The sequence below is a fragment of the Halomonas sp. KM-1 genome, from assembly GCF_000246875.1.
GTDB lineage: Bacteria > Pseudomonadota > Gammaproteobacteria > Pseudomonadales > Halomonadaceae > Halomonas > Halomonas aerodenitrificans.
The window spans coordinates 32,464-54,263 of sequence record NZ_BAEU01000025.1; the positions used below are offsets into that span (position 1 = coordinate 32,464).

The 21,800-nt window shown below is 66.2% G+C and carries 21 protein-coding genes; 11 read left to right on the forward strand and 10 right to left on the reverse strand.

Annotated features, from left to right (window positions below):
- From B8115_RS02260 to B8115_RS02290, 7 genes are all read left to right on the forward strand, one after another.
- Positions 1-1,467 (forward strand): aldehyde dehydrogenase, encoded by a 1,467-nt coding sequence (locus B8115_RS02260; RefSeq protein WP_010626119.1) that lies wholly within the window; start codon positions 1-3, stop codon positions 1,465-1,467.
- A gap of 34 nt (positions 1,468-1,501) precedes the next feature.
- The gene (locus B8115_RS02265; protein ID WP_010626120.1) at positions 1,502-3,133 is read left to right on the forward strand and encodes a thiamine pyrophosphate-binding protein; all 1,632 of its coding nucleotides are present in this window, start codon (positions 1,502-1,504) and stop codon (positions 3,131-3,133) included.
- Positions 3,134-3,302: 169 nt separating this feature from the next.
- Positions 3,303-4,511 (forward strand): DcaP family trimeric outer membrane transporter, encoded by a 1,209-nt coding sequence (locus tag B8115_RS02270; RefSeq protein WP_010626121.1) that lies wholly within the window; start codon positions 3,303-3,305, stop codon positions 4,509-4,511.
- A gap of 147 nt (positions 4,512-4,658) precedes the next feature.
- Positions 4,659-5,447: a helix-turn-helix domain-containing protein gene (locus tag B8115_RS02275; protein WP_010626122.1), complete on the forward strand. Its 789-nt coding sequence runs from the start codon at positions 4,659-4,661 to the stop codon at positions 5,445-5,447.
- Between the two features lie 84 nt (positions 5,448-5,531).
- The gene (locus tag B8115_RS02280) at positions 5,532-7,211 is read left to right on the forward strand and encodes an FAD-dependent monooxygenase (protein ID WP_010626123.1); all 1,680 of its coding nucleotides are present in this window, start codon (positions 5,532-5,534) and stop codon (positions 7,209-7,211) included.
- Between the two features lies 1 nt (position 7,212).
- Positions 7,213-7,419 (forward strand): DUF2783 domain-containing protein, encoded by a 207-nt coding sequence (locus B8115_RS02285; protein ID WP_010626124.1) that lies wholly within the window; start codon positions 7,213-7,215, stop codon positions 7,417-7,419.
- A gap of 115 nt (positions 7,420-7,534) precedes the next feature.
- The gene (locus B8115_RS02290) at positions 7,535-7,981 is read left to right on the forward strand and encodes a hypothetical protein (protein WP_141638487.1); all 447 of its coding nucleotides are present in this window, start codon (positions 7,535-7,537) and stop codon (positions 7,979-7,981) included.
- A 26-nt stretch (positions 7,982-8,007) separates the two neighbouring features.
- Here B8115_RS02290 and B8115_RS02295 read toward each other — a convergent pair whose 3' ends face one another.
- A complete protein-coding gene (locus B8115_RS02295) occupies positions 8,008-8,361 on the reverse strand; it encodes a MerR family transcriptional regulator (RefSeq protein WP_010626126.1) in 354 nt (117 codons plus the stop codon).
- 95 nt (positions 8,362-8,456) lie between these two features.
- Here B8115_RS02295 and B8115_RS02300 point away from each other — a divergent pair, with 95 nt between their 5' ends.
- The gene (locus B8115_RS02300) at positions 8,457-9,320 is read left to right on the forward strand and encodes an alpha/beta fold hydrolase (protein ID WP_010626127.1); all 864 of its coding nucleotides are present in this window, start codon (positions 8,457-8,459) and stop codon (positions 9,318-9,320) included.
- 65 nt (positions 9,321-9,385) lie between these two features.
- On the opposite strand, the gene B8115_RS02305 is transcribed toward B8115_RS02300, so the two are convergent.
- Positions 9,386-10,816, reverse strand: a complete 1,431-nt coding sequence (locus B8115_RS02305; RefSeq protein ID WP_010626128.1) for a PLP-dependent aminotransferase family protein — start codon at positions 10,814-10,816, stop codon at positions 9,386-9,388.
- A gap of 165 nt (positions 10,817-10,981) precedes the next feature.
- Between B8115_RS02305 and B8115_RS02310 the strand changes: the two genes are divergently transcribed.
- Entirely contained in the window at positions 10,982-11,146 is a 165-nt protein-coding gene (locus B8115_RS02310; protein WP_010626129.1) for a DUF1127 domain-containing protein, read from the forward strand.
- Positions 11,147-11,225: 79 nt separating this feature from the next.
- A complete protein-coding gene (locus tag B8115_RS02315; protein ID WP_010626130.1) occupies positions 11,226-11,606 on the forward strand; it encodes an STAS/SEC14 domain-containing protein in 381 nt (126 codons plus the stop codon).
- An 8-nt stretch (positions 11,607-11,614) separates the two neighbouring features.
- On the opposite strand, the gene B8115_RS02320 is transcribed toward B8115_RS02315, so the two are convergent.
- From B8115_RS02320 to B8115_RS02355, 8 genes are all read right to left on the reverse strand, one after another.
- Complete coding sequence (locus B8115_RS02320) at positions 11,615-12,835, reverse strand: MFS transporter (protein ID WP_010626131.1); 1,221 nt, start codon at positions 12,833-12,835, stop codon at positions 11,615-11,617.
- Positions 12,832-14,055: a multidrug effflux MFS transporter gene (locus tag B8115_RS02325; RefSeq protein ID WP_010626132.1), complete on the reverse strand. Its 1,224-nt coding sequence runs from the start codon at positions 14,053-14,055 to the stop codon at positions 12,832-12,834. The genes B8115_RS02320 and B8115_RS02325 overlap by 4 nt, the downstream gene beginning before the upstream one ends.
- 155 nt (positions 14,056-14,210) lie before the next feature.
- Positions 14,211-14,855 (reverse strand): maleylacetoacetate isomerase, encoded by a 645-nt coding sequence (gene maiA / locus B8115_RS02330; protein ID WP_010626133.1) that lies wholly within the window; start codon positions 14,853-14,855, stop codon positions 14,211-14,213.
- A 48-nt stretch (positions 14,856-14,903) separates the two neighbouring features.
- A complete protein-coding gene (locus tag B8115_RS02335; RefSeq protein WP_010626134.1) occupies positions 14,904-15,923 on the reverse strand; it encodes a fumarylacetoacetate hydrolase family protein in 1,020 nt (339 codons plus the stop codon).
- Positions 15,924-16,016: 93 nt separating this feature from the next.
- On the reverse strand, positions 16,017-17,327 hold the full coding sequence (gene hmgA, locus B8115_RS02340) for a homogentisate 1,2-dioxygenase (RefSeq protein WP_010626135.1): 1,311 nt from the start codon (positions 17,325-17,327) through the stop codon (positions 16,017-16,019).
- A 45-nt stretch (positions 17,328-17,372) separates the two neighbouring features.
- A complete protein-coding gene (locus B8115_RS02345) occupies positions 17,373-17,591 on the reverse strand; it encodes a DUF2783 domain-containing protein (RefSeq protein ID WP_010626136.1) in 219 nt (72 codons plus the stop codon).
- A complete protein-coding gene (locus tag B8115_RS02350; RefSeq protein ID WP_010626137.1) occupies positions 17,578-19,299 on the reverse strand; it encodes an FAD-dependent oxidoreductase in 1,722 nt (573 codons plus the stop codon). Before B8115_RS02350 ends, B8115_RS02345 begins: the two co-directional genes overlap by 14 nt.
- 78 nt (positions 19,300-19,377) lie before the next feature.
- Positions 19,378-20,346 carry an MBL fold metallo-hydrolase gene (locus B8115_RS02355; RefSeq protein ID WP_010626138.1) on the reverse strand — a complete coding sequence of 323 codons (969 nt, stop codon included), beginning with the start codon at positions 20,344-20,346 and terminating at the stop codon, positions 19,378-19,380.
- 373 nt (positions 20,347-20,719) lie between these two features.
- Between B8115_RS02355 and B8115_RS02360 the strand changes: the two genes are divergently transcribed.
- Positions 20,720-21,775 carry a TRAP transporter substrate-binding protein gene (locus B8115_RS02360; RefSeq protein WP_010626139.1) on the forward strand — a complete coding sequence of 352 codons (1,056 nt, stop codon included), beginning with the start codon at positions 20,720-20,722 and terminating at the stop codon, positions 21,773-21,775.
- The last annotated feature ends 25 nt before the right edge of the window (positions 21,776-21,800 follow it).

Consider the following 21,800-nt stretch of genomic DNA (forward strand, 5'->3'; position numbering starts at 1 on the left):
ATGACGCAACCGATCTTCATTGCCGGTGAGTGGCGTGTCGGCCGCGGCGACCCCCTGGCCTCGATCTTTCCCGCCGACGGCTCGGTGAACGCCCGGCTCAAGGCTGCCAGCCTGGAGGATGTGGAAGAGGCCATCGAGGCGGCCGACGCTGCCTGGCGCCGCCCCGAATGGCGCGACCTGGTGCCACACCAGCGGGCCACCATCCTCTACCGGGTTAGCCAACTGATCGAGTCGCGTCTCGAAGAGCTGGCGGCCCTGCAGACTCGCGACAACGGCAAGCCCCTGGCCGAGACCCGTGCCCTGGTGACAAGCGCCGCCGGCACCGCCCGCTACTTCGCAGCGGCCTGCGAGACCCTGGAGGGCGAGCTGCCCACGCCGCGCAGCGCCGATCTGATGACGCTGAGTACCTATGAACCGCTCGGCGTGATCGCAGCGATAACCCCCTGGAATTCGCCCATCGCCAGTGAGATGCAGAAGGTCGCCCCGGCACTGGCCGCCGGCAACGCTGTGGTGCTCAAGCCCGCCGAGGCCACGCCGCTGATGGCGCTGAAGCTAGCCGAGCTGTTCGAGGAAGCAGGCCTGCCAAAGGGGCTGCTCAGCGTGCTGCCGGGGCGTGGCAGCGTGATCGGAGAGGCCCTCGTGCGCCACCCCAAAGTGCGCAAGATCTCTTTCACCGGTGGCACGCGAACCGGTCGTCACTTGGCCCATATCGCCGCCGACAAGCTGATTGGCACCTCGCTGGAGCTGGGGGGCAAGTCGCCCACCATCGTCTGTGAGGACGCCGACCTGGAGGAGGCCGCCCAGGGCATCACCTATGGCATCTTCAGCTCTGCCGGCCAGGCCTGCATCGCCGGCTCGCGGCTCTTCGTGCCGCGTGGCCGCTACGACGAGGTGATGAGCCGCCTGCTCGAGATCACCCGCGGCTTGCGCGTGGGTCATCCCGAGGCTGTGGGCACCCATCTTGGGCCGCTGATCAACGAGGCCCACCGCGACAGCGTGGCCGCCTACGTCGACCAGGCCTGTGCCGAGGGGGGGCGGATACTGTGCGGTGGCGAGGCGCCACAGAATGCCGAGCTGGCTCGGGGCAGCTACTACCTGCCCACCATCATCGAGGGGTTACCTCATGACAGCGCGGTGTGTCAGGAGGAGATCTTCGGCCCGGTGCTGGTGGCACTGCCCTACGACGACGAGGAGCAATTGGTGGGACTGGCCAACGACAACGTCTTCGGTCTGGCCGCCGGTATCTGGACTGCCGACTACCGCCGCGCCCTGCGCCTGGCCGCGCGATTGGAGGCGGGCACGGTGTGGATCAACACCTACAAGAAGTTCGCCATCTCCACCCCCTTCGGTGGCTACAAGGAGAGCGGCCTGGGACGCGAGAAGGGCCGTCAGGGCATCCAGGCCTACATGCAGCAGAAGAGCCTCTATCTGGGGCTGGAAAGCGAGCCCATGAGCTGGGCCAACTGACGCCGCGCCGGCAATCACAACAAAGGAATTCACCATGAGTACCATTACCGTCGGCGAAGCGATCGCCCGTACCCTCGAAGCTTATGCGGTCTCCGCCGTCTATGGCGTCATTTCCATCCACAACCTGCCGATTGCCGACGCCATTGGCCGCCGCGACAAGATCCGCTTCGTGCCCGCCCGCGGCGAAGCCGGTTCGGTGACCATGGCCGATGCTCATACCCGGGTGGGCAGCCTGGGCGTGGCGCTGACCAGCACCGGAGCTGGCGCCGGCAACGCTATTGGTGCTCTGCTCGAGGCTCTCAACGCCGGCACGCCCATGCTTCACATCACCGGTCAGGTGGAGAAGGCCTACCTGGATCGGGATGCCGGTTTCATCCACGAGACCAAGGATCAGCTCACCTTCCTCAAGGCCAGTGGCAAGGCTGCCTACCGGGTCTGTACCCCCGAGCAGGCGGTGCCCCTGCTGCACCGTGCCATCCGCGAGGCGCTGACCCTGCCGCGGGGGCCGGTGAGCCTAGAGATTCCCATCGACATCCAGGCCGCTCAGGTAGCGTGGGTGGAAACCGCTCCGGTAGCGCCGCCCACCCCGGCGGCGGTGAGCGATGCTGAGATCGATGCCCTGGCCGCACGGGTCGAGGCAGCCAAGCGCCCCATGCTGTGGATCGGTGGCGGCACCCTGGAGGCGGGCAAGGCGGTGAAGCGCTTGGCGGATGCGGGCATCCCTGTGGTCTCCAGCACTCATGCCCGGGGAGTGCTGCCCGACGGTCACCCGCGCAGCCTGCGCGCCTTCCACAATGCTGCCTCGGTGGAGGCGCTGTTCGCCGAGAGTGACCTCATGATCGTTGCCGGCTCAAGGCTGCGCAGCAACGAGACCAAGACCTACTCAGTCGAACTGCCGCGCCCTCTGGTGCAGATCGATATCGATCCCGCCGCCGCCCATCGCAACTACCGGGCCGATGATTTCCTGTGCGGCGACTGTGCCGACGTGCTGAGCCGTCTCGCTGACCGCCTGGCGGACCGCGAGCCGGACGCCACTTACGACACGACGGTGGTCAAGGCGGTGACCGAGGCCGAGCAGGCCCTGCGTGACCAGGTGGGCGAGTACGCCAAGCTCAGCGACGCGGTGCGTGCCGCCCTGCCCGAGGACGGCATCTTCGTACGTGACATCACTGTCTCCGGCAGCACCTGGGGCAGTCGGCTGCTGCCCATCCAGCGTCCGCTGACCAATATCCACTCCCTGGCGGGAGCCATCGGCCTGGGCCTGGCCCACGGCATCGGCTGCGCCGTGGCCCAGCCCCAGCGCAAGGTAGTCACTCTGGTCGGCGATGGCGGCCTGGCGCTGGGGCTCGGCGAGCTGGCAACCATGGCTCAGGAAAAGCTCGACATGACCTTGGTCGTGATGAACGACGGCGGCTACGGGGTGATGCGCGGCATCCAAGAGAAGTACTTCGAGGGGCGCCAGTACTACAACGAGCTGCACACCCCCGATTTTCAGCAGCTGGCCGATGCCATGGGCATCCGGCGCTGGAAGGTAAGCCACGGCGATGACTTCGGCGCGGTGCTGACCGAGGCGGTGGGTCATCCCGGCCCGGCATTGGTGGAGGTGGACATGCTCAGTGTCGGCGAACTCAAGTTCTCGGGACCGCCCCAGAAGAAGCTCTACTGACGACCTGATTCGTCTTGCCGTAACAGCGTGACGCCACCCACCGACCACTGGCTCGGTGGGTTGGGGAGATCGTGTCTTGAACTCGACTAACAGGAGGTGTCCAGCCCGCAAACATCGACTTGTCCCAAACTATAAAAACGCTTTGTTCTTATCCAAGAGGAACTAAAAAATGAAATATAACAAGGTAATTGCACTGGCGGCGATGCTGCCGGTGGGGCTGACTGCTGTCGCAACTTCCCAGGCTTTCGATGTGGTGCCTGCCGGACAGCCGGTCGTCACCGGCGAACCGAGCCGTGTGGGTCCGCCTTGGAACCACCGCTCGACCTTCAATATTCCCGGTACCAATACCGACTTGGCCTTCGGCGGCTATGCGAAGTTCGATGCCTTCTACGACTTCGATGCGGACCTCGGGGAGGTGACCGAGCCGCTCAATCTGCTCAATCCGGCCAACGAGACCGATGGGCGGACCAGCTTCACCGCTAACGAGTCGCGGCTCAACTTCCGCACCCATACCCGTACCGACCGTGGTACTGTGACCACCTTCGTCGAGGGACACTTCCTGCCGGGGGGCTCTTTCAACCTGCGGCATGCCTACGGTGAGTACATGGGTGTGCTGGCCGGCAAGAGCTGGACCAACTTCATGCACTTCCACGGCACGCCGCGGATTCTCAAGCTGGGCGGGCCCATTGGCTACGCAACTGGCTTGGTCAACCAAGTGCGCTACACTCACCGCGCCGGGCCCAATGCCTTCTCGATTTCCCTTGAGGAGCCCTCGAGCCTGATCTCGCCGATCGGTGGAGTGGAGTCCGAGACCGAGCTGCCGCACCTGACCGCACGCTACCAGTACGGTCAGACCTTCGGCATTTCCGGGGTGGTGCGTCAGTTCTCCACCAATGAGGCCACTACCGGCGTAGATGAGAGCGCCACCGGCTATGGCGTGGCCGCCCAGTTGGCCCTACCGCTGGGCAGCGCCACCAGCTTCAAGGCCAATGCCACCGTTGGCAGCGGGCTGGGTCGCTATCTCAGCATGGCGCCGGCGGCACCGGTCGCTGCGCGCACTCCGGACGCTTATCTCGATGCCAACGGCTCTCTGGAGACCGTGGACCTGCGTGCTTTCGGGGTCTCCCTGGAGCACAACTGGACCAGCAACTGGTCCAGCGGTATCGGCACCTCACGGGTCAGCCAGAGCCTGCCCGACGACATTGCCGGCTTCCAAGGTCATGCGGATCGCATCCAGTACTCCTTCGTCAATCTGATCTGGGACGTCAATCAGCGCCTCTCCACCGGTATCGAATATCAGCACTCCGATATCAAGCGGGTCAACGGCGAATCCGATGATGCCAGTCGTATCCAGGCCAGCGTGCAATTCCAGTTCTGAACGACTCTTGAATGGAAACGACATAGCTCGCTCTTATCACTAGCTCGCATACTTAGTGCCAATGGATACATTGGCACTTTTTTATTCCGCCCCAGTTATTTCGCTTCAATTATTTCATACAAACTGTTTCGTGCAGATGAGGATGGTATGCCCAAGACGATCCGTGCCCTAGACCGAGGACTCAGGGTGTTGACCGCCCTCGGTCAGGCAGATGAACCCCTTGGTCTCGCAGCGCTGCACCAACTGACCGGACTCGAGAAGAGTACCCTGCTGCGGATACTGGCGACCCTGAGCGAACGGGGCTGGGTCACTCAGGGTCTGGCGGATAGACGCTACCGCTTGGCCCGTCGCATGACGGCGCTAGGGGAGCGCCAGACGACGGTGGAGCTGATGGCCGAGCTGGCCCTGCCCACCCTACGGGAGCTGCATGATATCTTCGGCTGGCCCTCTGACCTGTGCATCCAAGAGGGGGCGGCCATGCGGGTGATCGAAAGCTCACGCTCTCTCGGTGGGCGGGTAATGCACTGCAACGTGTTGGACTTCACGCCATGTCTGCTGCGTTCTGCAGTGGGTCGCGCTTACCTGGCGAGCTGTGATGAGGCGCAGCGCGAACGTCTACTGAGAAAGCTGCTTGCCCTGGGCGGGCCCGTGGCCGAACTGGCCAGTAACCGGAGTTTTCTGAGGGTGCTGCTGGCCGAAGCGGATGGGCTTGGTCATTCGCGCCGTGTCCCGGGGGAGCGATTCATGGCCTCGGGGCGGGAGGCCGCCCACGACGCCATTGCAGTGCCCATCCGTGTGGGGAGCGAAGTATCGGCCTGCCTCAGCCTGGTCTACTTCTCCGGCGCTCAAGACGTCGACGAAGCGGTGCTTTCAAGAGGGCTTCGTCGAGCTGCCACGAGGCTTTCCGCCGCTTATGCCGCTCACCGGTGCATGTAACGGCTGTCCCGGCTTTTGCGGGACACCAGCCGGGTCGCTCCCGGGGTAGGCTGTCATTAGCCACAACGCCAACAGGAGCCGCCCATGCGACCCGCCGGACGCGCCGAGACCGACTCGCTCTATTTCGATTATCCCCACTTTCCCTTCGTTCGTCCCGCCGAGCCGGATGGCCGGGCGGTGCGCCATCGGGTGGCCATCGTCGGTGCCGGTCCGGTGGGCGTCACCGCGGCGCTGGAGTTGGCGCGCCACGGCATCGAGAGCGTGGTGCTCGACGACAAGGCCACTGTCAACGACGGCTCGCGGGCGATCTGCATCTCCCGTCACAGCCTGGAGATCCTGCAGCAGCTCGGCGTCGACACCCCCTTCGTGGCGAAGGGCCTGGGCTGGACCCGGGGCCGTACCTACTTTCGCGACCGCGAGATCTTCCGCTTCGAGATGCCCCACTCCGAGCAGGAGCGCTTCCTGCCGATGATCAACCTGCAGCAGCAGTACATCGAGCAGTTCCTGATCGACAAGGCCGGCGAGAGCGAGCTTGTCGAGCTGCGCTGGCAGAGCGCGGTGACCGACGTGAGTCAGGACGAGAGCGGCGTGACCCTCGAGGTGTCCACCCCGGAGGGCGATTATCGCCTCGAGTGCGATTACCTGCTGGCCGCCGACGGTGCGCGTAGCGTGGTGCGCAAGGCGTTCGGCCTGGCGCTGCACGGCGAGGCCTACGAGGGCCGCTACGTGATCGCCGACATCCACCTACGCTCCGGCTTTCCCACCGAGCGGCGCGCCTTCTTCCATTCCCCCGCCCTGCCCGATACCACCATCTTGGTGCACAAACAGCCAGACGACATTTGGCGTATCGATTACCAGCTCGGCCCCGACGAGGACCCGGACCAAGCGGTGGCGGAGGCCAGCATCCGCGAGCGGGTAGGTCTGATCGTGCGCGAGGTGCTGGGCGAGGGTGACGACTGGGAGCTCGAATGGTGGAGCCTCTACAAGGCCTACACCCTTGCGCTGGATGATTATCGACACGGCAGGGTGCTGTTCATCGGCGACAGCGCCCACTTGGTACCGATCTTCGGCGTGCGCGGTCTCAACAACGGCCTGGCCGACGCCGCCAACGCCGGCTGGAAGCTGGCCTGGGTGCTCAAGGGGCTGGCACCGGATCGGCTGCTCGACAGCTACAGCCCGGAGCGCCGCGGTGCCACGCTGGACGTCTTCACCAACGCCGGCAAGAGCACCCGCTTCATGACGCCGCCGAGCCGGGGCTACCGGCTGATGCGCGACGCAGCCCTGACGCTGGCGCTCACCAACGACTACGCCAGCGGCTTCGCCAATCCGCGCCAGGTCACGCCCTATACCTACGCCGGAAGCCCGCTGACCATGCCCGACGATGCCGGCTTCATTGCCGGGCCGATCCCAGGCGCACCGCTGTGCAACCATCGCCTGGGCGAGGGCGATTACCTGCTCGACCACCTGGGCAGTGGCTTCACCCTGTTGTACTTCAGCCGGGATGGCCAGGTCGATGCCGCGCTGGCAGAGCGGCTGGCTGTGCTGCAGGCGCAGGATAAGCGTATCGACCTGTTGGCCATTGCTCGTGAGGCGCCAGCCGAAAGCGCGCTGAAGGACGTCGATGGCAGCCTGTTCGCCGCCTACGGCGCCGAGACCGGCAGCGCCTACCTGGTGCGCCCCGACCGCCACGTGGCGGCGCGCTGGAAGCGGCTCGACCCTGCCGACTTCGAGCCCGCCATCATGACCGCCGTGGGTGGAAAATGAGATGACCGATACCACACTGCCTTTTGCCGACCTGGAGCGGGTCTACGAATGCCTGGCCGAGACCCTGGACTCACTCCCCGAGCATCAGGAGCGACTGTTCCTGGCCCAACTGGCCCTGGCGCTGGCCCACCGCGTCGGCGACGTCGAGCGGGTGATGGCTGCCGTCGAGGAGGCGCGGTGGGGCGTGGCTGAGGTCTCCGACGGCTGATGCTCGACGACCCGGGAGTGAGCAAGGGTTCACTTCATTGATCATAAATTGAGCAGGGTCAAAGCGAGATTCGGCAGAGGCGCTAGGGTAAGAATTGTCATAGAGGAGCGCCTCGATGAGTAAACCTCGACCTCCCCAAGAGAGCCGTCCACCACCAGGCGACGAGCAGCAGTTGCACCACTATCTTGAAGGCGAGCGTGCCCTGCTCGAGCTGCGCTGCTGCAAGCCGAAGGCGCTGAGCGCGCTGATCCATGATCTGGCGCACCCCATGAGCCCCTCGCTGGAGCAGGCCATCGCTCGTTGCCTGGCCGATCGGGAACTAACGGAGTTCGCCCCAGCGGAAACTCTGCTGCCCGTGATGATGCGGCGCTTCGGCCTCGACCCCGTTGCCTGCGGCCGCGATCCGGCCATTCATGCCCTGCGCACAGTGTGCAGCGCCTGCCCGAAAGTCGCGACCTGCTGGCTGGCGCAGCGTCATGACGCCTCATTGGAAGAGTGCACGAGCTTCTGCCCCAATGCCGAAACGCTCGCTGGCTGGGTCACGCGGCCGCCAGCCGATTGAGCGACTCGAGAGCGCTTCCGAATGGCTCAGACAGCAGCGGCAGCCAGCCGCGCAAGCAGATCGTCGATCATGCCGATCTTGGCTTCGGCCTCGCGTATCTGGGTCTGAAACGCCTCGCGCTTCTTTCTCAGGCGGGCTTCCAGCTCGTCGCAGAAGGGGGGCTCGGGGCGAAAGCGCGGCATCGCTTCGCGGATCTCGTCCAGGCTGAATTCCAGTTCGCGGGCCCGCCTCACGAAGCGTAGCTCCGCCAGGGTCAGCTCGGTGTAGTCGCGATATCCGTTGTCGCGTCTCGACGGGGGCGTGATCAGGCCACGCTTTTCGTAGAAGCGGATGGTGTCACGGCCAAGCCCGCTGGCCTTTTCCAGCTCGCCGATCAGCATGAGGAAACTCCTTGACTGTGGAGTTGGCTCCACACCTTACCATGGTTCGAGAAGCCCGCACGGCGACAGTCCCGACATGGTGAGGAGGCAACGTGATGGAACCCCAGCTCGAGGAACGGCAGGTACAGGCCAGCGACGGCGTGGCCATCGCCGCCCGCTTCGTCACACCGGCAAAACCCACGGCGGCGGTACTGATCGCCCCTGCCATGGGCGTGCCCCAGCGCTTCTATGCCCCGCTGGCGCAGTGGCTGGCGGGGCAAGGCATGGCCGTGGCCACCTTCGATTATCGCGGCATGGGGGCGTCGCGGCCGGCGCGGCTGAGCGGTTTTCCGGCCACCATCATGGACTGGGCGCAGCTCGATGCGTCGGCGGTGCTCACGGCGCTGGAGCATCAGGCGCCGGGGCTGCCGCGCTACTGGATCGGCCACAGCCTGGGCGGACAGATACCGCCGCTGGTGGCGGGGCACGAGCGGCTCGAGCGCATCGTCACCGTGGCCTGCGGCAGCGGCTACTGGCGTGAGAACGCGCCGGCGCTGAAGCGGCGCGTGTGGCTGTTCTGGTTCGGTGCCGTGCCGCTGCTCACCCCGCTGCTGGGCTATTTTCCCGGCAAGCGGCTCAACATGGTCGGCGACTTGCCCCGTGGTGTGGTTGAGCAGTGGCGGCGCTGGTGCCTGCATCCAGAGTATGCGGTAGGGGCGGAGCCCGGTGTGCGTGAACGCTTCGCCGCCGTGCGTACGCCGGTGGTATCGCTCTCCTTCAGCGACGACGACTTCATGTCAGCGCGCAACACCGAGTCGTTGCACGGCTTCTACGTCAATGCGCCCCGCACTCTGCTGCGTATCCAGCCACGGGAAGCGGGCCTGACCCGTATCGGCCACTTCGGCTTCTTCCGCCCGGAGCATGAGCAGTCCCTATGGCAGCGTTATCTGCTGCCGGTACTGCAAGGCAGCGAGCCGTAGCTGACGGCGATGGCTAGAACGAGTGGCAGTTTCACCCTCTAACCTCTTTTCGTACGAAGCCCCGGTCAGGCCGGCTGCTCCTGCTCCAGCAGCGCCGCCACCGCTTCACCGACACGCTTGATGCCGGCCTCGACGGTTGGTGTCATTGCCGCAGCGTAATTTAGCCGCAGGCAGTGACGAAACTTCCCCGAGGCGGAGAACAGCGAGCCCGGGGTGATGTGCAGGCCCTCGCTCGCCAGCTGCTCCTTGAGACGCACGCAGTCGATATCGCCCGGCAGCTCCAGCCACAGCAGGAAACCGCCCTGGGGAAAGCTGACCCCGGTACCCGCCGGGAAGTAGCGCGTGACCCAGTCGATCATGATGTCGCGGTGGCGGCGGTACTGGCGCAGCATCTCGCGCAGGTGGCGCTCGTAATGGCCGTGCTGGACGAACTCGGCCACGGCGAGCTGCGGCAGCGTGGCCGAGGCACCGGTGGAGACGTACTTCATGTGCAGGGCCTGGTCGCGATAGCGTCCCGGCGCCATCCAGCCGACCCGCAGCCCCGGCACCAGCGTCTTGGAGAAGGCGCTGCACAGCAGGACCCGGCCGTCGTCGTCGAAGCTCTTGAGCGTGCGTGGCCGGGGCGCCTCGAAGGAGAGATCGCCGTAGATGTCGTCCTCGACGATGGCCACGTCGAAGCGCTGGGCCAGGGCGACCAGGGCGCGCTTGCGCGCCTCGGGCATGGTATAGCCGAGCGGATTGTTGCAGGTGGGCGTGATCTGGATGGCCTTGATCGGCCACTGCTCGAGTGCCAGTTCCAGCGCCTCCAGGCTGATGCCCGTCCGCGGGTCGGTGGGGATCTCCAGCGCCTTGAGCTTCTGCGCCTTGAGGATCTGCATGGTGCCGTAGAAACTCGGCGAGTCCACCGCTACCACGTCGCCGGGTTCGGTCAGGGTGCGCAGGGCCAGCGAGAGCGCTTCCTGGCAGCCGGTGGTGATCAGCACGTCGTCGGGGTGCAGCAGGCAGCCCGACTTGGCAGCCAGCCGCACGACCTGACGGCGCAGTGCGAGGCTGCCCTGCAGGCTGTCGTAGTTGAGCCCGTGGGCCGCCACGTGGCGGTGCAGCGTCCCCAGCTGACGCTGCAAAGGACGCAGGCTGGCGGCAGCGAGATCGGGGATGCCGCGCCCCAGCATCAGCAGGCGGTCCTCATCGGGAGAGCGGGCCACCAGCTCCAGCACCTGGTCCCACTGGGAAACGTCGAGCGGACGCTGGGCGGGGCGCGACACCTTGGGCAGCAGGCTCGGCGTCGGCCGGGGCAGCACATAGTAGCCCGAGCGCGGGCGCGCTTCCGCCAGGCCGGCCTCCTCCAGGCGACGGTAGGCCTCCTGCACGGTGGAGACGCTGACCCCCAGCTCACCGCACAGCGTACGCACGGAGGGCAGCCGATCGCCGACGCGGTACTGGCCCTGCTCGATGCGCTGGGTCAGGGTCTGCGCTACCTGATCGTAACGTTTCATGACAGATTCACCGAGCCTTCCCCCCTTTCGGTACAGAGGGCGATGGAATGGGCGGTACAGAGTCAGAATAGCTCTATCTGTACTGCAAAACTATTTCCATGATGAATCTGTATTGATTTTCCTCTCGGCCATAGCCTGTCAGAACCACCGACAGGAGATGCCGCCATGCTTACCCAACGCTTTCTTCATCTCTCCCGCTGGCTCAGGAGCCGGCAGCAGCGTCACCGGACTCGCTACGACCTGCGCCACCTCGACGATCACCTGCTGGCCGATATCGGCCTCGACCGGGCCACGGTCGAGCGCGAGGTGCGCAAGCCGTTCTGGCGCTGACTGGTGCGCCGGTGGGAACCGCAGCCGAGGGACGCTACCTAAAGGACAAGAGGTTCAGGCAGCCAAGGAGGAGCCCGCCATGATCGAGACACTGCCCGCCCCGGAGTATGTCGCCGCGTTCCGTATATCCGGCACGCTGCACAGCAAGGACTACGACATTCTCATTCCCGCCATCGAGTCGAAGCTCGAGGAGCACGAGCAGATCGGTGTGCTGGCCGATATGACCGAGTTCGACCACATGACCCCCGGCGCGCTGCTGCGCGATCTCTCCTATGCCCTGAGCAAGCTGGGAGAGTACCACCGCTTCAAGCGCGCCGCGGTGATCGCCGACAAGCGCTGGATCGAGACCACCACCAAGCTGGCTGACAGGCTGTTTCCGCGCACCGAGATGCGCGTGTTCCATCACGGCGAGCTGGAAGAGGCCATGCGCTGGGTGGCCGGTTTCGCAGCGACTCGATGAGCGGCGGGCTATGAGGTCACGGCAGCGGCAGCACGCTCGCCGTGCCACTGGCGCAGCAGCCAGGCGAAGGTGAGCCCCAGCGCCAGCAGCCACACGCCGGCGCCGGCCAGCAGCCACAGGCTATCGGCCAGGCGCAGTATCAGCCCGCCGAGGCTGACGCCTACCGACTGGCCGAGGAACAGGCAGCCGGCGAACACCGCCATGGCGGTGCCGCGCATGGCGGGCGCCATCTGGGTGGCATTGATCTGCAGCGTGCTGTGCATCATGTAGAAACCCAGTCCGGCGGCGAAGGCGCTGGCGGTGGCCAGGGTCGGCAGCGGCGCCAGCGCCAGCCCGACGAAGCCGAGTCCCATCAGCACGCCGCCGCCCGCCGCCAGACCCGGCTCGCCCAGGCGGGTGACGAGCGGTCGCGCCAGGGCGGCGAAGATCAGTCCGCCCACGCCGAACAGCGCTACCATCAGCCCGGCCTGGGTCAGCGAAACCTCCAGCCGGGTATAGAGGTGGCTGGCAACGAAGGCCAGTGCGCCGAAGGCGGCGATTCCTTCCAGAAACACCAGCGCCAGGATGCGCCGGGCGCGGGAAATCAGCAGCACCTCGCGGATGCGCGAGAAGAAGGCGATGCGACCCTGGTCGGCCTTGGGCGGCGACAGCTGCGGCTGGCGGTGTAGGGTCGTGAGCAGCAGCCCCCCGGCGCCGAGGAACAGCAGCGTGAGCAGCACGAAGGCCGCTTGCCAGCCCAGCGTATCGGCCAGGAAGCCGCCCGCCACCTGCCCTGAGATCAGCCCCAGCACCGCGCCCGAGAGCATGTGCGCCAGGGTCACCTGGCGCTGTTCGTAGGGCACGTTGTCGCCCACCCAGGCCATGGAGAGCGGGATGATGGCGGCGGCGGTGGCGCCGTTCAGGGTGCGGAACAGCAGCAGCATCGAGAGCGACTCGGAGAGCGCCGAGCCCAGCGCACCCACGGCGCAGGCCAGGGTGGCCAGGCCGATCACCCGCAGAGTGCCGTGGCGGTCGCCCAGCGGGCCGTAGGCGAGCTGCATGATGCCGTAGGCAATGGCGAACAGGGTGATGTTTTGCGCCACGTCGGCCACCGGCCGGGAGAAGGCCTCGGACAGTGCCGGCAGCATGGCGTCGGTAACCCGCATCGAGGCCATGCTGGCAAAGCCCGCCAGCGCCAGCAGCAGGATGACGAGACGGCTGGGAGGCGACGCAGCAGTCATGGCACTCATGGCTTGCCCCCTTCGGCCTGCTCCACCCTCATGGCTCGTTCGGCGGGCCGTACCAGCCCCAGGAAACTGGCCACGGCCATCAGGCCGCCCATGGCCACCACGATGGCCATGGTGCGCGAGGTGCCGTCGTGCAGCTGGGCCACGGCACTGCCGATCGCGGCAGCGATGCTCATCTGCAGGAAGCCGAACAGCGACGAGGCCGAGCCGGCGCAGTGCGGATTGGGCGCCAGGGCACCGGTCATCGACTGCGGCATCAGCACGCCCATGCCGACCATGAACAGCACATGCGGCCCGACCACGGCCCAGGCGGCATACACCCCGAAGAGCGCCAGGAACAGCATGAAGCTGCCGCCCAGCGCACAGATCAGGCTGGCCAGACCGACCAGCCGCTCGCGGCCCAGCCGGTGGCTGTAGCGGCCGCTGAGCAAGGTGCCGACGAAGAAGCCGGCCACGATAAGGGTGAAGAACAGGCCGTACTGGAAGGGCGAGACGCCGAGGAAGTCGATCAGCACGAACGACGAGCCCGAGAGGTAAGCGAACAGCCCCGAGAAGGCCGCCGCGTTGGTCAGGGTATAGCCCATGAAGGTGCGCTGGCCGAGCAGCATGCGAAAATTGGCCACGATGACCTTGGGGTGGATCGACTGGCGCCGCTCCGGCGGCAGTGGCTCAGGCAGCGCCAGGATCAGCAGCGGCAGCATGGCGGCGGCGTAGAGTGCCAGCAGCACGAACACCGACTCCCAGCCCCACAGCAGCAGCAGACCGGCGCCGACGATGGGCGCCACCGCCGGGGCCAGCGACATTGTGCTGGCCATGTAGGAGAGAATACGTCCGGCCTCGAGGGGGCCGTAGATGTCGCGCACCGCGGCACGACCCAATACCGGCCCGGTGGCGCCACCCAGCGCCTGCAGGAAGCGTCCGGCCAGCAGCCACTCGATGCTGGGCGCGAAGGCGCACAGCAGGCTCGCGACCAGGAACAGGCTGAAGCCGAAGATCATCACCGGCTTGCGCCCGAAGCGATCGGAGAAGGGGCCGCAGAACAGCTGGGCGGCAGCAAAGCCGGCCATGTACAGGCTCAACGTCAGCTGCACCTGGTCGGGGCCGGTGTCGAGCGCCGCGGCCATGGCCGGCATGGCCGGCAGATACATGTCGGTGGCCAGTGGGCCCAGCGCGGTCAGGGCCGCCAGGGTGATCACCGTGGCAGGGGACTTCAGCCTCAGCACATTGACCTCATTCTCGAATGGCGTCTCGAAGGGCGCTCGGGGGCGAAAGACAACGACCGACGGGCGCCGCTTCTCCCGCTCCAGGCTGGAACAGGGAGGGGCGGCGCCCGCCAGTCGTTAGCTTGCTTAATATAGCCTAATTAGCGCGGTGTTGCTCAACCTGCATCCGGCTGTGCCCCCGGAGCGGCCTTGGCGAAGGCTTCCATCGCGCGGCAGCGCTCGGCGATGCGGTAAATCGTCGGATACGCCGAGAGGTCGCACTCGAAGCGCTCGGCGTTGAACACCTGCGGCACCAGGCAGAGATCCGCCAGGGTCGGGCTGTCGCCGTGGCAGAACTCGCCGGTGGCGGGTTCGCCCGCAAGCCTCGCTTCCAGCGCGGTGAAGCCCTCGGCGATCCAGTGGCGGTACCAGGCCAGCTTGGCCGCTTCGTCCAGCTTCAGCTCGTGTACCAGGTACTTGAGCACCTTCAGATTGTTGAGCGGGTGGATTTCGCAGGCCACCAGTTGGGCCAGCGAGCGCACCCGGGCGCGGCCCTCGGGGTCTGCCGGCAGCAGCGCCGGCTCGGGATGGCGCTCCTCCAGGTACTCGCAGATCGCCAGCGACTGGCTAAGCTGGACGCCCTCGTCGGTCTCGAGGATCGGCACCAGCCCCTGGGGATTGCGGGCGAGGTTGGCCTCGTCCCGCTGCTCGCCCTTGACCAGATTGACCGGCACCTGGGCGTAGTCCAGCCCCTTGAGGTTGAGCGCAATGCGCACCCGATACGCCGCCGACGAACGGAAATAGCCGTACAGCTTGGTCATGCGTGGCTCCTTGTGTCGCGTCACTTGGGTCGGCTTGCTCTGGCTGGATTATTTGGGCCGGTAGGCCACCACCTGCTGGTCGATGGTGCCGAAGATGCTGTTGCCGTCACGGTCGAACATCTCGATGCGCACTCGGTCGCCGAAACGCATGAAGGGCGTCTTGGCCGCGCCGTGCAGGATCTGCTCCACCATGCGCACCTCGGCCAAGCAACTATAGCCCACGCCGCCGTCGGCGACCGGCTTGCCGGGGCCGCCGTCGGCATCGGGGTTGGAGACGGTGCCCGAGCCGATGATGGCGCCGGCGCCCAGGTAGCGGGTCTTGGCCGCGTGGGCGACCAGCTCGGGGAAGCCGAAGATCATGTCCGGGCCGGCCTCCGGCGCGCCGAATTTCTCGCCGTTGAGGTGCACCGTCAGCGGCAGGTGAACGCGGCCATCCCGCCAGGCGTCGCCCAGCTCGTCGGGGGTGACGCAGATCGGTGAGAAGCTCGAGGCCGGCTTGGCCTGGAAGAAGCCGAAGCCCTTGGCCAGCTCGCCGGGAATCAGCCCGCGCAGGCTGACGTCGTTGACCAACATCACCAGCTTGATGTGGCCGGCGGCCTGCTCCGGGGTGACGCCCATGGGCACGTCGTCGGTGATCACCGCGATCTCGCCCTCGAAGTCGATGCCGTGCTCCTCGCTGACCGCCTCGATGTCCTCGGTGGGGGCGAGGAACTTGTCGCCGCCGCCCTGGTACATCAGCGGATCGGTCCAGAACGTTTCCGGCATCTCGGCGTTGCGCGCCTGGCGTACCAGCTTGACGTGGTTGAGGTAGGCGGAGCCGTCGGCCCAGTGGTAGCTGCGCGGCAGCGGCGAGTGCAGCTTGCTCTGGTCCAGGCTGAAGGCTCCCTCGGCGCTGCCGTCGTTGAGCTCGGCGTAGCGTGCTTCCAACTTCGGGCTCACCGCGTCCCAGTTCTCGATGGCCTGCTGCAGAGTGGCGGCGATGTCGGTGGCGGAAACGGCGCGGGTGAGGTCGCGGGAGACCACCAGCAGTTCGCCGTCGCGGCCGTTTTTCAAAGTGGCGAGTTTCATCTTGGCTCAATCCTTTCGTCAGGGGCGGGGCTCGTCGGCCCCGTCCGGTTCAGCGTTTCGTCTCTCAGGGCTATTCTTAATCGCTCAAGGCTGTCAGGGCTGCTTGGGATCGAAGTGCGAGCGCAGGGTCGACCACACGTCGACGTAGTCGCGCTGGCGGATGTCCGCGTCGAGTGCCGCTTCGGTCGGATGGTAGACGTAGCGGCTCTCGAACATGAAGGCCAGGGTCGCATCCAGGCGCTGCGGTGTCAGCTCGGCGTTCGAGGCCTTCTCGAAGGTCTCGGCGTCGGGGCCATGGGGCGACATGCAGTTGTGCAGGCTGGCGCCGCCGGGCAGGAAGCCCTCGGCCTTGGCGTCGTATTCGCCGTGGATCAGGCCCATGAACTCGCTCATCAGGTTGCGATGGAAGTAGGGCGGGCGGAAGGTGTTCTCGGCCACCATCCAGCGCGGCGGGAAGATCACGAAGTCGATATTAGCCATGCCCGGGGTGTCGGAGGGCGAGGTCAGCACGGTGAAGATCGAGGGGTCGGGATGATCGAAGCTCACCGTGTTGATGGTGTTGAAGCGTGCCAGATCATATTTGTAGGGCGCGTAGTTGCCGTGCCAGGCCACCACGTCGAGCGGCGAATGGCCGAGCCTGGTCGCCCAGAAGCGGCCGGAGAACTTGGCCACCAGCTCGAAGTCGCCCTCGATATCTTCGTATGCCGCTACCGGACTCTCGAAGTCCCGTGGGTTGGCCAGGCCGTTGGCACCGATGGGGCCGAGGCCGGGCAGCTCCAGCGGGCTGCCATAGTTCTCGCAGATGTAGCCGCGGGCGGCGTCGGAACCCGCGGCCAGGCGCACCTGGAACTTCATGCCGCGGGGAATCACCGCGATCTCGCCGCCCTTGACCTCGAGCTCGCCGAGCTCAGTGCGCAGGCGCACGGAGCCCTGCTGCGGCACGATCAAAAGCTCGCCGTCGGCGTCGTAGAAGAAGCGCTCGGTCATGTCGCGGTTGAAGGCGTAGACGTGCACGCCGCAGCCGGCCTGGGTGCCGGCGTCGCCGTTGACGGCAATCGTCAGCAGGCCGTCGACGAAGTCGGTGGGCTCGGCGGGCATCGGCAGCGGGTCCCAGCGCATCTGGTTGGGATCGGCGGCGGGCCTGGCCAGCGGCGAGGTCGCCACCCGGCGGTTCTCCAGCGGCGTATAGGCGCTCTGCACTACCGAGGGGCGGATGCGGTAGAGCCAACTGCGCAGGTTGGCGTGGCGCGGTGCGGTGAAGGCCGAGCCGGTGAGCTGCTCGGCGTAGAGGCCGTAGGCGCACTTCTGCGGCGAGTTCTGCCCGCTCGGCAGGGCGCCGGGCAGCGCCTCGCTGGCGAAATGGTTACGGAAACCGCTCTGGTACTCGAGCGTCTGGGTCGTCATGTCGGGGGTCCTCTTTTCAACGTCCTGTCGAATCTTTTGTGTTACTCAAGCCGTTCGCTTGGCTGCGTCGTGTGTGGCCTGGCCGGCGATGGCCAGCGCCTCCTCGAGCACCTGCTGGTCGCCGATGTGGTTGGCCAACAGCAGGATCAGCCGGGCATTGATGCGCTCGCTCTCGGCCTCGCTGCGCTCGCGGTGCAGCTCGGTGAGTGCGGCGTAGAAGGCGTCCGGGTCGGTGAAGTTGGGGTTGAGCTCAAGCCGTGGCATGGGTGCCTCCCTGAACGGTGGAAGGAGCGAGATAGGCGCCCAGGGCGCGGTCCATCGCCTCGCCGACCGCGGCCGCCGTGACGTCGTTCCAGCGGGCGGTGACGTGCTGGTCGGGGCGGATCAGGTAGGCGATGCCGGCGCCGAGGCCGTAGCGCTCGCCGATCAGGTTCTCCACGTCCTCGATCTGGCAGCTGCGCGGCAGCTCGGTCAGGGCATGCGGCGCCGGGCCGACGATCAGTAGATCCAGGTCGGCGCGGTGCTCAAGCAGTGGCGCGAGTTCGCTGCGCAGGGCCTCGGCCCGGGCGCTGTCGACGCGACCGTCGAGCAACAGCACGAAGCGTTCACCAAGTTGGTTGAGCAGCCAGGCACGGCGGCCGGCCAGGCCGATTGGTGCATCCTTGGCCGGGCTGCCGGGACGCAGCTCGAGCGGCAGGCCCTCGGTCTCGTGGCCATTGAGCGGCGAGTCGTCGTAGCGGCACGGCATGGAGAGGCGGCCGCTGTTGACCAGGCGACGGGCGAAGGGGTAGTGCTCGGCCAGCTCCAGCACGCTGTCGCGAAACAGGCGGCTCATCCGGCTCTTGGGGGTGATGAAGTCGGTGGCGCGCGTCGAGTTGAGGATGTTCTCGGCAGCGCCGTGCTGGCGCTCGTCGTCATAGGTGGCGAGCAGCGCCGCCGGGGCCTGGCCCTTGAGCACCCGTGCCAGCTTCCAGGCCAGGTTCTCGGTGCTCTGCAGCGCGCCGTTGGCGCCGCGGGCGCCGAAAGGCGAGACCTGATGGGCAGCGTCGCCCATGAAGAACACCCGCCGGTGGATGTAGCTGTCCATCTTGCGGCAGCGGAAGGTGTAGACGCTGGCCCACTCCAGCTCGAACTCCACGTCCGCGCCGAGCATCGCCTGCACCCGTGGGCGGATGTTCTCCTCCTTCTTCTCCTCTTCCGGGTCGGCGTCCCAGCCCAGTTGGAAGTCGATGCGCCAGACGTTGTCCGGCTGACGATGCAGCAGTACCGACTGGTTGGGGTGGAAGGGCGGGTCGAACCAGAACCAGCGCTCGGTGGGGAAGTCGGCCTTCATGATCACGTCGGCGATCAGAAAACGATCCTGGAACACTTGGCCCTTGCTCTCCAGGCCCAGCATGTCGCGAATCCTGCTGTTGGCGCCGTCGGCCACCAGCAGGTAGTCGCAGGCGAGGCGGTAGTCTCCGTCCTCGGTGCTGACCACGACCTCGCTGCGCTCGGCCTGGCTGTCCACCTCGGTGACCTTGTGCAGCCAGCGCAGGTCGATCAGCTCGTTGAGCTCATTGGCACGATCGACCAGATACTCCTCGAAGTAGTACTGCTGCAGGTTGATGAAGGCGGGCATGCGGTGGCCCTCTTCCGGCAGCAGGTCGAAGTCGTAAACCTCGCGCTCTTGGAAGAACACCCTGCCGCGCTGCCAGGTCACGCCCTTGTCGACCATCGGCTGGGCGCAGCCCAGGCGGTCGAGGATCTCCAGCGTGCGCTTGGCGAAGCAGATCGCCCGCGAGCCGACGCTGACGGTGTTGTTGTCATCGAGCACCACGCTGGCGATGCCCTGCTGGGCCAGGTCGATGGCCATGGCCAGACCGGTGGGGCCGGCGCCGACGATCACTACCGGGCAGTGGCGCACGTCGCCACGGTCGAGCTCCGGCGCGCGGCGGTACGGGTAGACGGGATTGTTGTAGGTGGTTGGCATCGTGCTCCCCTCGTGCTTACCGCCGGGTGGCGTACCGGCGGCAGGCCTGGTCCGGGACGTCCCCGGGTATCGTTGTCGTTACTGGTTTGCGACGACTTCCTGCAGCGAGTGCCACATCTCGGTGTCGCGCTCGGCGGTCCAGATACGCGGGTCGGGGTATTCGCCACCGGCCTCGTCGTAGCAGCGGGTGATGTCGAAGGGCAGGCAGTGGTCGAAGATCACCCAGTGGCCGTACTTGGGCTTGAGCTTGGCGTAGGTCTCGGCATAGCACTCGGAGAGCGACTTGCCGGCCGCCTTGCCCGCCTTGACGCTCTCGTACATGTCGGCGAGGAAGTCGCGAGTGCCCTGGATCGCCTCCTGGCACTGCTCGGGGGTGGTGAGCGCCTCGCCGCGACCCGGCACCAGCTTCTGCGGGGCCATCGCCTGCAGGCGGTCGAGGGTGGCGGGCCAGTCCTCGTGGTAGGCGTCGCCGGTGTAGGGGGTGGCGCCGTATTCGACCAGGTCGCCGGAGAACATCACCTTCTCCTCGGGCAGCCAGACGATGGTGTCGCCCTTGGTATGGCCGCGACCGAGGTGGATGATGCGTACCTCACGCTTGCCCATGAACACCGTCAGCTCCTGCTGGAAGACGATGTTGGGCCAGGTCAGGCCGGGCACCGAGTCGACGCCCTTGAACAAGCGCGGGAAGCGGCCGACTTCGGATTCGTAGTCCTGCTGGCCGCGCTCGACGATCAGGTCGTAGGTGTGCTGGCTGGCGTAGATGTTCTCGGCACCGTAGGCCGAGGCGCCCAGCACGCGCACGGCGTGGTAGTGGCTCATCACCACATGCTTGATCGGCAGGTCGGTGACCTCGCGGATGCGGCGAATCACGTCCTGGGCCATGATCGGCGTGGCCTGGGTGTCGATCACCATCACGCTGTCGTCGCCGATCACCACGCCGGTGTTGGGGTCGCCCTCGGCGGTATAGGCGTACAGGCCCTCGGCCAGTTGGGTGAAGCTGACCTGCTTCTCTTCGGTATCGGCGTGGGAAGCGAACTTCTTGCTCATGGTTCCTCCAGGGTCGTCAGGGTCGTCACGTGGGCCGTGTTCCGCCCACCAGCGGTGCCGGAATGCTGCTAGCATAGTTGTGTTTGAAACTATATGTCCAGCAAATCACGGACCAATACGCAAATCAAGCGATGATAGAATGAACATAATTTGCTTTAGATCATATGGTTAATAACTTTTTCGACCTAAGTCTAATAACGAAACTCTGTAAAATTAGTTGCACGGGAAATTAACTAACGGCAAGGTGAGGCTGACTAACATAGGCCGCGTCGTCACCGGCGAGCGCAGCCGAAGACAGCGACGCAGCCATTACAACAATGCAAAGCCACCACGTGGCGCGAGTACGCCACCCGTGACGATCCAGGAGCTCACAATGAAAACCACCAACCGCCTCATGATCGGCGCCGTAGCGGCGCTCGGGTTTGGCCTCGGCACGCCAGCGCTGGCCCAGACCGCCATCACCGTCAGTACCTGGGGCGGCCCCAATCACGGCGTCAACACCATCGTCTGGCCGACCTGGAAGGCGTGGATCGAGGAGGCCACCGAGGGCCGCGTGACCGTCGAAGTGGTGCACGACATGGGTCCGCCGGCGGCGCAGATGGAGATCGTCGCCGATGGCATTGCCGATGCCAGCTGGATCTTCCACGCACACATGGCCGGCCGCTTCCTGGCCACCCAACTGCCGGAGTTTCCCACCTTCGAGGAGTTCTCCTCCGAGGATGCCGCCGCGGCCTACTGGCACACGCATCAGGAATATCTGGCCCAGGCCAACGAGCATCGCGGCGTCGACGTGCTGGCCATGGGCGTGCACGGGCCGGGCCAGATCTTCACCCGCGACCAGATCGGCTCCATCGACGAGCTGGCGGGCAAGCGCCTGCGGGTCGGCGGCGGGGTGATGAGTGGGCTGGCCGACGCCATGCGCGTGACCGGCGTGGCGCTGCCGCCTACCGGCGTCTACGAAGCCGCCTCCCAAGGGGTAGTCGACGGCGCCATGCTGACCCTGGAAAGCCTGCGCAGCTTCCGTGTGGCCGAAGTGGCACCGCACACCCTGACTGTGGATGGCGGCTTCTATCGCGGTAGCTTCGCTATCGTCATGAACCCGATGTTCTGGGATCAGGTCTCGCCCGAGGATCGCGAGGCGATCGAGGCCGTCTCCGGTGAGCACCTGTCGCGGCTGTTCGGCTACATGATGGATGTTTCCGACGAGAGCGGCGTCGAGTTCGGCCAGGAGCGTGGTGCCACCTTCACCCAAGCGCCCGAAGCGGATATCGAGCGGTTGCGCGGTGTGACCGAGGAGCTGATCGCCGAGTGGTCCAACGCCGTGGCGGATCGCGGGGTCGATGCCGAGGCTGCCCTGACACACTTCCGCGAGCAGTTGGCCCTGGCTGCCGAGAGCGAAGGTATCGCCGAGCGCGTCGTGCGCCAGTAATCCGCTGTACGTTTCTGGAGGCTTG

Coding starts and splice junctions, on each gene's coding strand:
- B8115_RS02260 (WP_010626119.1), top strand. CDS start 1: ATGACGCAACCGATCTTCATTGCCGGTGAGTGGCGTGTCGGCCGCGGC.
- B8115_RS02265 (WP_010626120.1), top strand. CDS start 1,502: ATGAGTACCATTACCGTCGGCGAAGCGATCGCCCGTACCCTCGAAGCT.
- B8115_RS02270 (WP_010626121.1), top strand. CDS start 3,303: ATGAAATATAACAAGGTAATTGCACTGGCGGCGATGCTGCCGGTGGGG.
- B8115_RS02275 (WP_010626122.1), top strand. CDS start 4,659: ATGCCCAAGACGATCCGTGCCCTAGACCGAGGACTCAGGGTGTTGACC.
- B8115_RS02280 (WP_010626123.1), top strand. CDS start 5,532: ATGCGACCCGCCGGACGCGCCGAGACCGACTCGCTCTATTTCGATTAT.
- B8115_RS02285 (WP_010626124.1), top strand. CDS start 7,213: ATGACCGATACCACACTGCCTTTTGCCGACCTGGAGCGGGTCTACGAA.
- B8115_RS02290 (WP_141638487.1), top strand. CDS start 7,535: ATGAGTAAACCTCGACCTCCCCAAGAGAGCCGTCCACCACCAGGCGAC.
- B8115_RS02295 (WP_010626126.1), bottom strand. CDS start 8,361: ATGCTGATCGGCGAGCTGGAAAAGGCCAGCGGGCTTGGCCGTGACACC.
- B8115_RS02300 (WP_010626127.1), top strand. CDS start 8,457: ATGGAACCCCAGCTCGAGGAACGGCAGGTACAGGCCAGCGACGGCGTG.
- B8115_RS02305 (WP_010626128.1), bottom strand. CDS start 10,816: ATGAAACGTTACGATCAGGTAGCGCAGACCCTGACCCAGCGCATCGAG.
- B8115_RS02310 (WP_010626129.1), top strand. CDS start 10,982: ATGCTTACCCAACGCTTTCTTCATCTCTCCCGCTGGCTCAGGAGCCGG.
- B8115_RS02315 (WP_010626130.1), top strand. CDS start 11,226: ATGATCGAGACACTGCCCGCCCCGGAGTATGTCGCCGCGTTCCGTATA.
- B8115_RS02320 (WP_010626131.1), bottom strand. CDS start 12,835: ATGAGTGCCATGACTGCTGCGTCGCCTCCCAGCCGTCTCGTCATCCTG.
- maiA (WP_010626133.1), bottom strand. CDS start 14,855: ATGACCAAGCTGTACGGCTATTTCCGTTCGTCGGCGGCGTATCGGGTG.
- B8115_RS02335 (WP_010626134.1), bottom strand. CDS start 15,923: ATGAAACTCGCCACTTTGAAAAACGGCCGCGACGGCGAACTGCTGGTG.
- hmgA (WP_010626135.1), bottom strand. CDS start 17,327: ATGACGACCCAGACGCTCGAGTACCAGAGCGGTTTCCGTAACCATTTC.
- B8115_RS02345 (WP_010626136.1), bottom strand. CDS start 17,591: ATGCCACGGCTTGAGCTCAACCCCAACTTCACCGACCCGGACGCCTTC.
- B8115_RS02350 (WP_010626137.1), bottom strand. CDS start 19,299: ATGCCAACCACCTACAACAATCCCGTCTACCCGTACCGCCGCGCGCCG.
- B8115_RS02355 (WP_010626138.1), bottom strand. CDS start 20,346: ATGAGCAAGAAGTTCGCTTCCCACGCCGATACCGAAGAGAAGCAGGTC.
- B8115_RS02360 (WP_010626139.1), top strand. CDS start 20,720: ATGAAAACCACCAACCGCCTCATGATCGGCGCCGTAGCGGCGCTCGGG.